This window comes from Blautia sp. JLR.GB0024 (genome assembly GCF_037000545.1).
In the GTDB taxonomy this organism is placed as follows: domain Bacteria; phylum Bacillota; class Clostridia; order Lachnospirales; family Lachnospiraceae; genus Blautia; species Blautia celeris.
Map to the genome: position 1 here is coordinate 67,725 of NZ_JBANBF010000011.1, position 13,571 is coordinate 81,295.

10 protein-coding genes and 1 pseudogene are annotated in these 13,571 nt (G+C 45.0%); 4 read left to right on the plus strand and 7 right to left on the minus strand.

Going from position 1 to position 13,571, the window contains the following annotated elements; genetic code table 11:
• Positions 1-66: 66 nt before the first annotated feature.
• Together V8Q34_RS20415 and V8Q34_RS20420 are read right to left on the minus strand one after the other, a co-directional pair.
• Entirely contained in the window at positions 67-1,116 is a 1,050-nt protein-coding gene (locus V8Q34_RS20415) for a proline racemase family protein (protein ID WP_335836214.1), read from the minus strand.
• 22 nt (positions 1,117-1,138) lie between these two features.
• Entirely contained in the window at positions 1,139-2,575 is a 1,437-nt protein-coding gene (locus V8Q34_RS20420; protein WP_335836215.1) for a trimethylamine methyltransferase family protein, read from the minus strand.
• 351 nt (positions 2,576-2,926) lie between these two features.
• On the opposite strand from V8Q34_RS20420, the gene V8Q34_RS20425 reads away from it, so the two are divergent.
• The 4 genes from V8Q34_RS20425 to V8Q34_RS20440 all read left to right on the plus strand — a co-directional run bounded on the left by V8Q34_RS20425 (position 2,927) and on the right by V8Q34_RS20440 (position 7,587).
• A complete protein-coding gene (locus V8Q34_RS20425; RefSeq protein ID WP_335836216.1) occupies positions 2,927-3,700 on the plus strand; it encodes an IclR family transcriptional regulator in 774 nt (257 codons plus the stop codon).
• Between the two features lie 107 nt (positions 3,701-3,807).
• Complete coding sequence (locus tag V8Q34_RS20430) at positions 3,808-4,470, plus strand: TetR/AcrR family transcriptional regulator (protein ID WP_335836217.1); 663 nt, start codon at positions 3,808-3,810, stop codon at positions 4,468-4,470.
• Positions 4,471-4,881: 411 nt separating this feature from the next.
• On the plus strand, positions 4,882-6,471 hold the full coding sequence (locus V8Q34_RS20435) for a BCCT family transporter (protein ID WP_335836218.1): 1,590 nt from the start codon (positions 4,882-4,884) through the stop codon (positions 6,469-6,471).
• Between the two features lie 69 nt (positions 6,472-6,540).
• A complete protein-coding gene (locus tag V8Q34_RS20440; RefSeq protein WP_335836219.1) occupies positions 6,541-7,587 on the plus strand; it encodes a proline racemase family protein in 1,047 nt (348 codons plus the stop codon).
• Between the two features lie 197 nt (positions 7,588-7,784).
• On the opposite strand, the pseudogene V8Q34_RS20445 reads toward V8Q34_RS20440, so the two are convergent.
• From V8Q34_RS20445 to V8Q34_RS20465, 5 genes and pseudogenes are all read right to left on the minus strand, one after another.
• Positions 7,785-8,379 (minus strand): annotated as a pseudogene (locus V8Q34_RS20445) (transposase); the annotation flags it as partial.
• A gap of 300 nt (positions 8,380-8,679) precedes the next feature.
• Entirely contained in the window at positions 8,680-9,660 is a 981-nt protein-coding gene (gene moaA, locus V8Q34_RS20450; protein ID WP_335836220.1) for a GTP 3',8-cyclase MoaA, read from the minus strand.
• 177 nt (positions 9,661-9,837) lie between these two features.
• The gene (locus tag V8Q34_RS20455) at positions 9,838-11,076 is read right to left on the minus strand and encodes an aminotransferase class V-fold PLP-dependent enzyme (protein ID WP_335836221.1); all 1,239 of its coding nucleotides are present in this window, start codon (positions 11,074-11,076) and stop codon (positions 9,838-9,840) included.
• Positions 11,077-11,078: 2 nt separating this feature from the next.
• Entirely contained in the window at positions 11,079-11,498 is a 420-nt protein-coding gene (locus tag V8Q34_RS20460; RefSeq protein WP_227245274.1) for a hypothetical protein, read from the minus strand.
• Complete coding sequence (locus V8Q34_RS20465; protein ID WP_227245272.1) at positions 11,495-13,570, minus strand: aldehyde ferredoxin oxidoreductase N-terminal domain-containing protein; 2,076 nt, start codon at positions 13,568-13,570, stop codon at positions 11,495-11,497. The genes V8Q34_RS20460 and V8Q34_RS20465 overlap by 4 nt, the downstream gene beginning before the upstream one ends.
• Between the last annotated feature and the right edge of the window lies 1 nt (position 13,571).

Genomic DNA, 13,571 nt, shown 5'->3' on the forward strand with positions numbered 1-13,571 from the left:
CAGCCTACCGTATGCCATCATAGCGGGAAAGGAGACAATCGAAGGGAGACCAGGGTGCTTATGGTTTTACCAGATATCGCCTACGGTAAACCCATTCGGGAATGGATCAGTCTCATCCAGCACATATTTACTGTATCCATATATCCACGCTTCTCCGCCTATGGTCGGAATGATTGCTTTATGACCATGAACTTCTGTTTCCTCAACAGCATGACCGGTAAATATAATACCAATCAGTCCTTCTCGTCTAAATGGCTGATTTAATTTCAACTCGCCTTTTGCATATTTGGCGGCCATGAGCGCGCATGTCCCGGTCCCGCATGCACAGCGGTCCAATGCTCCGGTCCAGGTCTCAGGCCTGTCAAAGTCGATATCACCGGTAAATACCGTATTTACGCTCTGCCAGTCCGCATTCGGATTTTCTGTAGGTCCATGCAGCTCTGAGATGGTGATTCCCACACCGGGATAATCCGGGTGTTCCACGGGAAGCTGTTCTTTGGCTGCCTGCATGCACAGTGCGCTCACCTTTGCGATCTCACGCCCCATCTCAGGAATGAGCTTCAGGCCGTCGAACTGGCGTACATCGATCAGAGTATAGAACATACCGCCCCATGCCACATCCACCTTCACTTTTCCAAGATGCGGCACATCAATCTCTTTATCCAGATATACAGCAAATGCCGGGACATTGGAGAAGGTCACCTGTGTACATTTTCCATTATGGCATTCCGCTTTGATTTTGATCAGACCCGCCGGAGCTTCCAGATAAAACTCCGTAAATGGTTCCTCCATTGGAATCATTCCTGTCTCCAAAAGCACAGTGGCAACGGAAATCGTATTGCCCCCGCTCATCATAGGATATTCCGTCTGTTCCATAATAATATATCCTGCTTTTGCCCTGGGGTCTTTTGCCGGAACGATCAGGTTGCAGCACAGCGGCGGATATCCCCTGGGCTCCCTCAGCATCAGTTTCCGGAACTGGTCATCATTTTTCTCCAGCCATCGGCATTGTTCGTAAACGGAATCCCCCGGTATAGTGGGAATACCGCCTGTGACTACACGCATGGGCTCACCGCAATGAGTCTCCACCGCATCAAACATTCTTTTAAATCCCATAAGTATATACCTTCTCCTTCATTTATTTTTTATGTTTTTCTACATATGCGTCAATCTCTTCGGCTGTCCCCTTATCAAGCAAGGTCTCCGGTGCTTCCTCCAGACGTCGTTTCCACTCCTCATTGGCGCGGCGGAGAACATAGGTATAATCCTCCATTGGCCTCTTCTTATAATTGCTGTTCCAGTCAGTATAGTCCGGATACCAGGAATCGTACATATAATCAAGGGTATCATCACTGGTGATGAACTGGCCGCCGCTTCCCTCTTCCATGATGGACTCTAAAGAGGCAGCCTCCTCAGATACGTCGATGCCGTTTCTGATATAGAGCAGACGGCTGGTGATTTCCTCATCGATAATGGTTTTTTCATAGGAAGTAGTCATAAGGCCGTCCAGGGTTCCAATCTCAGATAACTGGTAATCTGCACCCGAAAGGATATTCGCCATGGTGCCTTCATAAGATTCAATACCGCACTGGATATCACAGTTCAGGGCATCTGTGCTGTAAGGTATCGTTCTGGACGGCAGATTGTAAAACCTTTTGCCCATCTCCATGGAACCGATCTGAAGCATCACACGTCCCGGAGAACCACAGCAGTAAGTGGCACCCTTCATATTGCCGGGGCAGGCACCCACTCCATAGCCTACAGGATTGCCTGGATTCACAAGCTGTGTCAGAACAACACCTGCCAGGATCTCCGCATTCTGCATGGTGATCGTACCAAAGATACGGATAGGACCGGTTACCCCTGTACTTGTGGCAGTTCCCATGGTAACAGCCTGTCCGCGCTCAGCCAGCGCAATGATATTGTCAGCCACCTCGCGGCTATAGGACATAGGACTCATAGAAGGCGCAGACCCCGGTGCCAGATATACTTTTCCGCCCGGCACTAACTTCTCACCTGCGGCAATCTCTACCATATCAATCGCCTGATGCATTTCTTCATAAGAAAACAGCTTGGTATAGAAGGGTTTATCCGTATGGTTCAAAAGAGCACGCATGATTTCAAGATGGCGGTTGACCGGGTCCACATCGTTGGCCTCAACACCATTGTTGGAATTCATGGTCATGACTTTGCTGCCCTGGTAGATCTTGACCAGATTTATCACATCCTGCAGCGTGCCGCGGCGGATGCCGTTGTCCAGATCCGTTACATTTACCGGTCCGATGGGGCCGGGTACGCCATAATCGCCGCCGCCCAGGTTAATGCTCTTCTTGGAATCAAGTCCATGCATCACAAACTGCGAAGGAGCTTTCTCCAGCGCATCCCTGACCTGCGACTCTGTCATGTAAACCTGTGTGCCGTCTACACGGAAACCATGTTTCTTAAAAAGTTCAAGTGCTCTGTCGCTGGGAATATTGACACCGTTCTCTGCCAGAAGCTTCATAGAGTAATCGTGTACTCTCTGCAGATCCTTATCGCTGAACATGGACAGCGATACTCTTCTCATTTCTTCCATTTTTCTTCTCCTTTATTTCATTTTTTTAATTTTGGTTTCTGTTTTATTTATTTATTTCATTTTACTATATCTTGATTCATTTTTCAAACATTATATCTTTTAATTTTGCATAAGGTTTTCCTGTCGTTTTTATGCATCTTGTACGAAATTCCCTTTATTTCATTTTATTTTTTTATATTTCATTAATATTTTTTATATTTCATTATATATACTTTTGAATTCTATTTACAAAATTATGAATCACTATTTCAAGCTAAAATTCAAAATTTTCCTTGCGTACTGATTCATATAAATGTATAATGAAATAAAACATACATGATTTCTCGAAATAAATATTAAGGAGGATATACTTTGAGCAAAGCAATAGAAAAAATGGAAACAATTCAGGCTATAGACCGTGCTTTCCAAATTCTCGAAACAATATCCCGTTCAGGCAATATGACATTAGCTGAATTACATGAAAAGATGAATATCAGCAAGGCTTCTCTGTCCCGTTTAGTATATACACTGGTGGAAAACGGTTATATTGAGAAGAGACCGAACAATGAATACAGTCTCACATTAAAAACATATGAAGTGGGTATCAACGCTGTACAGAATCTGGATCAGATTTCACTGATCAACTCCACACTTGCAGATTTGAGCAGAGAGACAGGGCGGGTTGCACAATTCTCCGTTGAGGATAACAACCAGCTTTTATGTGTGCAGAGTATCGGACAGACTGCACCGTCCTTCTCCGTCTATACGAATGTGGGACGGCGTTCTCCTCTGTACTGTACAAGTGCCGGAAAAGCAATCCTGTCAACCTATTCAAACAATGAAATCATTGAGAAATGGGAAAAATTTGATGTAAAGCCCCTCACAGAGCATACGATTACGGATGTCCACGCTTTACTTCAGGATATCAGCGAAGTCAAGCAGCGGCATTATGCGCTGGACCGGGAAGAGAATGAATATAACATCTTCTGTGTGGGCGCTCTTGTCATGAATTATACCAATACGCCGTTGGGCGCGATCAGCATCAGCGGCACCACGCTCACCGAGGACGAGGAGCATATGATAAGCGAAACACTTATCGCTGCCGTGAGAAGGCTGTCCGCGACTCTTGGATATGTCATGCGGTAATGCAAACCACAGCTTTTTCGAAATTAGATTCTTTATATTGACAAAATCCTTTGTACTACTTATAATGAGGGCAAGGTGAACGCGTTAATAAGGGGGGGAGAGGCAAGATGGTGGAGCATGTCTCTGAAAATGCTAAGCGTCGGTATGTGGATGCTACATATGAGATGATCCTCGAAGTCGGCGCAGAGAATATTCATGCCAGAGAGCTGGCAAAAAGAATTGGATGTACGGCCCCAGCAATCTATAAGCATTTTGACAACCTGAATTATCTGATCGGCCTGGCATCCTATCGGTTCGTGGAGCCATACATTCAGGAAAACTGGGAAATTCTGGGGCAATCGGCCGAGATTGGTACGATTGAAGTACTGATTAGTTCTTGGAAAGCGTTTCATAAATACGCATTTCAGCACCCGCAGGTATTTTTAAATCTGTTCTGGAATGAACAAGAAGAATTTGTGGGAACGATTTTGGAGGAGTATTATGAAATCTATCCATTAGAAGTAAGAAATTCAGATGCGGCACTTTTCTTTCAGACCTTATTTACAGGAAGCATGGAAGAACGGGATTATATTTGGTGCCGTCGTGCCGCCTCAGAGGGATATATTCATTTTGATGATGCAAAATATGTCAGTCAGATTGACTGTCTGATAGTAGAGGGACTGCTGCGAAAGCACATGTATGATTATAAAGAACCGGGTGTCTATGAAAAAGCAGTATCTCTTTGTAATGAATTGTTGGAAAAGAATATTCGCATGTACCTGATTAAATAATAACGGGGTCAGAGTTATTCCTGATCCCCATTTTTCAAACCAGCAGGTTAACAAGTTCACTTTTAGTAACTTGAAAAAACAACTTTTTTCAGAAAGGAGGCAGGGAAATATGGGATGAAACATAACAAAAGAATAGCAATCATGACTGTCATCCTTTGACAAAATAAGCCTGGTACGCTTGAAAGGATAACGGTACATAAAAAGCGGGGTAAAAATAAATAAATCCGCTCCTTCTCCTATGCCCTGTCATATATTGCTATTCTCATCTACTATTATAAAACATAAATAGGAGGGGCACAACATTTTTTGTTCAGCTTTTGCAAAGCCACTTTAGCGTGTTGGTGAGCACAAAATAATAATTCAACTTCCGGAACAGAGAATGTCTGTGCTTTGAGCGAAGAGAAAGGAAAGATGAAAATGAAACAGTTGTGGTCACAAATTAATAAGAGGACTTTTCTTGCTCCCGCTATATTTTTTATTATTGTATTAATAATTGCTTTTGGTTTTCCGACACAATTCGCAGACGCAATGAATACGGCTCTGAACTGGAGTCTTTCCAGTCTGGGATGGGTTTGGCTTCTTTCTGCTAGTTTTTTTCTCCTGGTTCTTCTGTGGCTTGCATTTGGCAAAGCCGGAAATATCCGTTTTGGAGGAAAGGACGCCGTACCTGATCTCCCTACCTGGAAATGGTTCTGCATCGTCCTTACCTCCGGTATGGCGGCTGGATGCTGCTATTACGGAGTGACAGAACCTTTAAGCTTCTTTCTATCTCCACCGGCTTTTTCGGGGGCAGAAGCGGGAAGCGCTGTAGCTGCAGAACAAAGTTTACGTTATGTATTTCTGCATTGGTGTCTCCATCCCTATGCTATTTATACAATTCCCAGTATCGCTGTCGGCTTTATGTACTGGAATGGTAAACGTCGGTTTAGTCTTGGTGCCGGATTATATCCTTTTTTTGGAGCAAAGGCAGACGGCAGAATTTCAGACTGGACCAATGCACTGGCATTGGCAGGAATCATGGGAGGCTGTACGACCGTAATAGGGTTGAGCTCAGATCAGCTTGTGGTTGGTCTGAAATATGTTACTGGATGGGAAATCAGCGCAGATGTCCTAGCAGTAATAATTTGCCTGATTTTTGTGGTTCCGGCAATTCTTGCAGCGGTCTCCGGGCTGCATAAAGGTATTGCACTCATCAGTACCACCAATATGTATATCTACATTTTTATTTGCGCTACGGCATTGCTGCTGGGCGGTAATGCCAAGTTTGTCATTGATAATACAGTAAGCAGCATTGGTCAGTATTTTCAGTTTGCTGTCGGTCAGTCCCTGTATCTGGAACCTGCCCAACAGACAGGCTGGGTCAGTGGCTGGACAATCTTTTATTTCGCATGGTGGTTGGTCGCCTGCCCCCTAGTCGGCCTGTTCCAAGTGAAAATGGCGAAAGGACGTACCTTACGGGAATTTATTCTTGTAAACATGCTTGCTCCCTGTATTTTTGCTGTAGCATGGTTTGGATTCATCGGAAGTTCTGCCATCAAAATGGTATTGGATGGTAATACGGAGCTTGTAGATGTTTTCCAAACACTTGGAAGTTCAGGTTCTCTCTTCGCGTGGATGAAGCAACTACCGTTTTCCGGAGTAATCTGTATAGCAGGTTTTCTGGCAGTTTTGTTTTCTGTAATTACCTGCTTTGAATCCCAGATCATGACGGCTACAGATCTCTGTCTGAACCAAAATGAAGTTGATACTTCAGACATTAGCGGTAATAAAAAAGCCTCTGTCGTTATGAAGATTTTCTGGGGTGTAATCGTTTGTGGAATGGGATTTGCGCTGCGCTATTCCAAGGGCGGACTGAATTCCGTCAAAACTTCCAGTGTGATTATTGCAATTCCCACAACAGTTTTGGTAATTGCTCTTGCTTTTGCGGCAATTAAGATTTTCCGTAACCCCGAAAAATATGATAAGACGTTGGAAGCAGAGGAGGACTGCAAGAAAAAATAATTTTACGTTCTCTCACTTTGCCTGAACATAGCAAAGTGAAAGAACGCTATTGAAAGGAGCTAAATTACAATGGCAATAAAGCGAATGTTTGACTGTATAGAGGTACACGAAGGAGAACCACTGCGAATTGTTACATCCGGTGTTCCATCTATCCCGGGCACCTCAGTTTATGACAAATATATCTGGCTGAAGGAAAATGATATACAAATGTGTGAGCTTTTGACAATGGAGCCCAGAGGAGTTCCTGCTACTTGTGCCAGTCTGATTGTCCAGTCAGATAATCCGGGGGCAAAAGCAGGGTTTATTATCATGACAAGAGGTGGTTATGCCATGATGAGCGGCGCTACTGCCATGGCTACGGCTACAGCGCTTTTGGAAGCTGGTTTCTTGCCTATAGAGGAACCGATTACGGAATTTGACCTGGAATCCCCAGCCGGACTGATCCATTTTGTCTGTCATTGCAAAAATGGAAAAGTGACAAGAGCATCTTTTTGCAACGCACCTTGTTTCCCTCTATTGATAGATCAAGAAATAACAGTGCCTACTCTGGGAAAAGTGACGGTTAGCGTCGTCTGGGGCGGCGGCTCCTTTTCGGTGTGTATTGATTCCCGGCAGTTTCCGAAACTTTCCCTGATTCCGGATCAATCTCAGGAAATTATGCGACTTTCCGCTCTTTGTACCCAGGCAGCAGTAGAGCAGCTTTCGTTCTGTCATCCGGAATACCCGGAAGAAAAATATATGATCTCCATGCTATACGAACCCTCTGATAAAGAAGGAGTAACGGTACGATCATCGAACGCTTATAATATGACCAAAATCAACCTGAAAAAACCTGAAACTTGGATTGCCACTCTGGATCGGGGGGTATGCGGCAATGGGACCGGTGCGCTAATGGCCCTAGAATATGTAAAGGGAAATCTAAAACCCGGGGAGGAATACGTAAATGAAGGTCTGTTTGACTTGAGATTTTATGGAACGATTGCGGAGGAAACAAAGATAGGAGACTATAAAGCCATTGTTCCCTGTGTAGGTGGCCAGTGCTGGGTGTACGGCTATACAAAATGGATTTTGGAGGATACCGATCCTTTTCCTAATGGATTTGTCCTTAATAATTAACCATCTCATCGATTACTGGATTCCTGGCTGCCAAATCTGAAGGAGCTGTCGGTTAATACCGATTTTTGGCCCTTGACATATAAGAAGAAGATTCCCCTGTAGAATACAGGCTTTTTCAAAGCCGTGAAATTCTACAGAGGTATCTCTTTTTTTCTGAATCTATTTATTTTAGGGCGCAAAAACTCCTTGTCTTGATTTCAGCCGGTGCTTCCTTCACTAAGCTGCTTTCTACTCCTTTTTCCCTCATATTTCTCAATCTTCTGATGAAGGAAACGGTGATATTTATATTCCGGCCAATCGCATACAGCATAAACTCTTTATATACTTTCTCCGCTGATTGATAGCTAAAACGCCGGAAGTTCTCATTTTCTTTGCTATCCCCAAAGTGGCCTTTTGTCTGAATGGAACGGATCTGGCGTTTCAGGATTCCTCGTTCGCTTTAGATATTCTCATGGGACCTGCAGTCTTCACATCTATATGGTCCTGGAGCTTAATATAGCTGGCAGTCAGATGCTCTTTCAGATACAGCAGGTTTTTCTCGCTACAGTAACCGCTGTCAGCGGTCACTTCTTTCAAAATGTTCCCGAACGCCTTATGGTGTTTTTCCAGAACTGTGACCAGCGTGTTATAATCCGTCCGATAGCTGCTCACATAACCATGGATAATAAAGTAGTTTTCCACCGCAATCTGCACATTATAGGCCAGTTTGAGCTGACCTTTTAACATATGGTCTTCCTTCATGCGCATAAAGGTCGCTTTCAAATCTGTTTTGGAATATCTGTTACGATCATTCCCCATGATTTCAAAACAGTCCTTATATTTCATCAGGCGCCTTCCACAATCCTCCAGTTCTTCATAGAGCCGCTACATCTCCGGCTTCTTTTTTCCACTACGCCGTTGGGTGTGATCAGTATCAACAGCACCACGCTCACCGAGGAGGAGCATGCAATAAGTGAAACGCTTATCGCTGCTGTAAGGAGGCTGTCCGCGACTCTTGGATATGTCATGCGGTAGCACTATCCCCATAATCCCCAAAACCCTGTCCTATGTATTCCCGTCACATCAGAAATACCATAGAACAGGGTTACAGATTTATCCTCCTATTTGAATCATCTTATGGGTTTCAGTAATCTTCTGAAGTTGTTCAAAGCAATGCTGATCCGGTTTCTTCATAACAGCCTGATACAAGGCACCCCGCAGTTGCCGGAATTTCTCCCGGTCATCTGCGCCAGAGCGCAGAACAGGTTTTAAAGAAATACTTTCTTCATAACAAAGACAAGGCTTCACATCCCCCTGTGCTGTCATTCTGATTCGATTGCATCTGCTGCAAAATTTCCCGTGCATAGCACTGATAAATCCTATTGAGCCCAGAAAACCCGGTATGCGGTAATATACCGCCGGTCCATTTCCATGTACCGTTTTGTCAGATAAGATATTGGGGTTTCTTTTGGCAATCAGTGAAAACAATTCCTGTGCAGACAGGGATATATATTCTCTCCCGTATCCAATGGGCATAATTTCAATAAAACGAACATCCACCTTGTGCTCTTTCGCCAATCCAATCAAGTATGGCCACTGCTCCTCTGTGACCCCTTTTTGCATGACACAGTTAACCTTAACCCTTATTCCGGCCCACACTGCCGCCTCCAGGCCATCCAAAATCTCTGTAAGCCCGTCCCGACCTGTAATCTGTCTATACTGCTCTGAATCCAGAGTATCCAAACTAATATTTACTCCGTCTATCCTGCTCTCCAGAAGTGCCGGCAGATTCTTTTTTAGTCCAATTCCATTTGTCGTCAGCGTTACCTGCTCCACCCCCGGAATTTTCCTGATTTTCCCTGCCAGCTCAGAACAGCCTCTCCGTACTAAAGGTTCTCCTCCTGTCAGCTTGAACCGGGTAATCCCCAGTGAAACTGCTGCCCGGCAGACCATCAAAATTTCTTCAAAACTCAGTATTTCCCTCGCAGGTATGTTTTCTATATCCTCCGGCATACAGTAACGACACCGAAGATTACACCTGTCCGTTATAGAAATACGCATATAATTAATCTTTCTTCCATAAGGATCTCTCATTTATACATCTCCCATCACAATCTGCTGTTTTCGCTCTATTTATATTAAAAGTATCTCCTCTGTAGGCGGATAATCATCAAGGGGAAAACGTAGAAAAGGTGATTGATCACAGGACGATTGTATTAAAAAGGCTCCTTCTCCATCTTAACTCTGGATAAGGAGCCTAATTATTACAAATCATCTTCCTTTTAATGTGGTCCCTGCTATCGTTTCCGGCACTTTCGCCAGACAATCCAGAAAGTACGCAATCTCTTCCTCCGTATTATAAGGGCTGAGACTTACCCTGCAGGTGGCTGCAGCTCCCAGATAGGTGAGCAGCGGCTGGGCACAGTGCGTTCCTGCACGAATAGTAATTCCGCTGCGGTCCAGATAAAAAGCAACTGCCAAAGGGCTCTGCCCCGCAATATTAAATGACACGATTCCGCCTCTGTCATCCGCATAATCCGGATTGCCGTATATTTTCAGCCCTGGTATCCTTCTTAATCCTTCCAAAAGCTGTTGTGTCAGTACAGCCTCATGAGCACGTATCTTCTCTATCCCAAGATTTTCAATATAATCCAGTGCTGCAGCAAAAGCATAAGCACCTGCGGGATCCTGCGTCCCTGCCTCGAATTTCAGGGGGGCCTGCTCAAAGATAGCTTTTCGTTCTGTCACGGCCGTAACCATCTCGCCACCTCTTAAAAAAGGTGTCATCTCTTCCAGATACTTTTTTCTTCCCCACAAAATCCCAATACCATTTGGCCCAAAAGCCTTATGGCTTGAAAAGGCAAGAAAGTCAGCCCCCATTTCATAAGGATTCACAGAACCGTGCAGAAGCCCCTGGGCGCAGTCAATCACAGTAAAAGCGCCGACGCTGTGTGCTTTATCGATAATCTTTTTTAGGGGAAACCATGTGCCCAGTACATTGCTCACCATTGCACACGCTACGATTTTAGTGTGGAATCCGATCTTTTTATCCAGTTCTGCATCTGTCAGTCGGCCATACCGGTCTGTCAGCAGATAAACCAGACGTGCCTTCCGTTCTCTGGCAATCTTCTGCCATGGCAGGAGGTTACTATGATGCTCTGATATGGGAAGAACTATTTCATCACCTTCCGTAATTTTATTGAGAGCAAAACTTTGGGCTACAAGATTAATTGCCTCCGTGGTATTCCTGCAGAAAATAATCTCGCCTACGTCAGCCCCTATATGGTCTGCCACCACTCTTCTGGATTTTTCATAGAGCTCTGTGGCAGCTTTCGACAAATTGTAAGTCCCTCTGTGGGGATTTGCATTCCTCCAGCAATACCATTCTGTCAGCGCATTTATGACACAGTCCGGCTTCTGCGTAGTCGCAGCATTGTCCAGATACACAAAACGGCAGTTCTCACTCCTCAGATTCCTTAACATCGGAAAATCCTGCGCAATATCCAGCATAATCATTCCTCCTCTTCCAGGACCTCCGCATACTGGTTCATGCGGGCAGACAGCACCACACGAACCGTATCTACTATAACGGGCATTCTTTCATTACCTGAAAAGACTCTTTCCAGTACAGCGGCCAGTTCATGGTCTCCTATTATATCATTGACCCAGGCTGTCAGCTTCTCTCCATCCAGAGTTCGGACACCCCCTGTCGGATTGCGCGGATTTCTTTTAGTCACAAAATCAGTCAGGGATTGAAGCGTATAGCAATAATCAACATAACACCCCCTGTGGAAACCCTGGGAAAGCACTTCAAACCGCTCTTCCCAGGATACTTCCCTTTTAAATCTGTGTACTTCATCTGCTGTGGGATAATCCATATGGAATCCAAATATCTCATCCAGAGGTTCGGATTCCATCTCATAGCAGCTCATGACTCTGCTCCCAGTTTTCCAGCGGCTTCCAGAGTATCTGCAACATTTTTCAACCCCATCTGTTCAAGAGTGCTTCTGGTCGGCCAGCCGGTTGCCGTATCCCAGCCTTCTCTTATATAAAAGCGTGTCTTAAAATCTTCAAACTTGTCACGGTCCATGGTGCGCCCTTTACCGGAGCAGTAATCCCATTTCCCATCTTTATACATTGGATATAAAGCATCCTCTGGATTCGGACGTTCATAAACATAACCTGCAAATACTTCGTCATCGCGATGTCTGCCCTGTAGTGTCCAGATTGCCTTATCCAGTGTAAATATCTTGTGTCCGAGCTCCAGGGCTTTTTCCCGGGTCATCTCTTTTCCGGTTACGGCTTTATAGAGTTTACAGCCGTAATCATCAATATCAATCTCATAATTGCCATAGGGATCATTAAAATTAATGCGCGGAAATCCCCAGTCGCAGAAGCATAACGACTGTTCCCATACACGCGCCCAATGACGCCCCCATACAACCGCATCCATTCTCGCATCACTATACATGCCTTCTTCACTGTAATCAAAGCTCATGGGAGTCAGGCCTGTGGATTTTGCGAGCATATTTGCCATCTGGCTTGCAGACAGCAGCGGCGGAATATCCAGAAGTGTAATACAAGCTTTCGGAACCCAGTACACATAAAAATTAAAATAATGCTCATTGATATCACGTTCTCCAAATATACTTCCATAACTCCAGTCTGTTTCCACCTGAGGTGAGTAATGCTCATAGTATCCCCATTGAGGATGTACCAGCACACCTGTCCTGGAATCCTCATCCCAGGTTCCCCATCTCTTCGCAGCCCTGGCAACACCATCAGCCAGCGCATCTCCCAATTCTCCTTCACGATTTACCATCTTCAGCAGAAGCTGACGAGAGAATTCATGCGTCCCATATGTTGAAAAATCAAGATCACCTGTATCAATCTGTTTACCCGGTCCTGCAAGGCCGCGTTTATACAGTGCATATACATAGGACGGCGTATCAATCTCAAATCCATTGATTCCCCAGCGATTCAACAGGTCTGCGTTCAGCCTTCCTGTTTCTTCCGGCTCCACAGAACCTTTTCCCCAGTTGAAGATGATACAAAAGGATTCATTCCCTTTACCATCCGGATAAATAGCACGGCATGCACCATGACATCCTTCACAAGCTTCAGGGCGTGAAGGAAGATAGCTGAAATTTGACAGCCCCTGCCCACGTCCAGGTGTATTAAATAAATGTGTTTGAAAATGGCAGTCATATGGAATATTATCTGGCTTATCAATCTTATAAACGGTCCTGTCAATAATTTCTTCCCGCAGTTTCAGAAGCGCATTGGGATCTGCCACTTTGACGGACTGTGTTCCTGCAAAGCTGACAGCTTTCAGGTTCTTGGACCCCCATACCGCCGCAAAACCGCACTGTGCAGCAATATGGCTTGCATCATGTACGATACCCGCAACACGTCCAAGCCTTTGAGCTATGGGTGCAATTGCCATAACAGCCGGCCGCTGCATGGTGGTTGCTTTACGCTTCTCTGTCCTGATATCATACCACCTGCCATTTTCAGCCCCCTCTGTAACAATCTTTTGAATCTCAATCTGTGTCTCATACGCATCGTATTCATTTTTCCACATTTCAGTAGCATCTTCAATGGTGACCGTGCCGTCATAGACATTGATCCAGACAGGATGATCCGCTTTCCCGGTAACCATGAACGCATCAAAACCTGCTCGCTTCATGCTTCCCGCAACACGTCCCCCAAGACTGGAACGATTGTACCACTCTGGTTCTCCAAATGCTCCGATTCCTGTCACTTCCACACGGGCTCCCGCTGAAGGAACCATGGTTCCCGAAAACGGTGTTGCTGCCACCACAATCAGATTTTTAGGGTCAAAAGGTTTGATTGATTTATCTTCGCAGTAATCCCAGAACAGTGCGCTGGCCAGTCCATGGCCCCCCAGCCAGTCCATATATTTTTCAGTGTCAATCATTCTAATCTCATTGTCAGTAAGATTTACATAAGCAATTTTCCCTGTATAGCCGTAAAATGACATA

What these genes read in the sequence shown, in the direction of transcription:
- V8Q34_RS20455 (WP_335836221.1), bottom strand. Translation starts at nt 11,076, where the DNA reads ATGCTGGATATTGCGCAGGATTTTCCGATGTTAAGGAATCTGAGGAGT.
- V8Q34_RS20440 (WP_335836219.1), top strand. Translation starts at nt 6,541, where the DNA reads ATGGCAATAAAGCGAATGTTTGACTGTATAGAGGTACACGAAGGAGAA.
- V8Q34_RS20430 (WP_335836217.1), top strand. Translation starts at nt 3,808, where the DNA reads ATGGTGGAGCATGTCTCTGAAAATGCTAAGCGTCGGTATGTGGATGCT.
- V8Q34_RS20420 (WP_335836215.1), bottom strand. Translation starts at nt 2,575, where the DNA reads ATGGAAGAAATGAGAAGAGTATCGCTGTCCATGTTCAGCGATAAGGAT.
- V8Q34_RS20460 (WP_227245274.1), bottom strand. Translation starts at nt 11,498, where the DNA reads ATGAGCTGCTATGAGATGGAATCCGAACCTCTGGATGAGATATTTGGA.
- V8Q34_RS20435 (WP_335836218.1), top strand. Translation starts at nt 4,882, where the DNA reads ATGAAAATGAAACAGTTGTGGTCACAAATTAATAAGAGGACTTTTCTT.
- moaA (WP_335836220.1), bottom strand. Translation starts at nt 9,660, where the DNA reads ATGAGAGATCCTTATGGAAGAAAGATTAATTATATGCGTATTTCTATA.
- V8Q34_RS20415 (WP_335836214.1), bottom strand. Translation starts at nt 1,116, where the DNA reads ATGGGATTTAAAAGAATGTTTGATGCGGTGGAGACTCATTGCGGTGAG.
- V8Q34_RS20465 (WP_227245272.1), bottom strand. Translation starts at nt 13,570, where the DNA reads ATGTCATTTTACGGCTATACAGGGAAAATTGCTTATGTAAATCTTACT.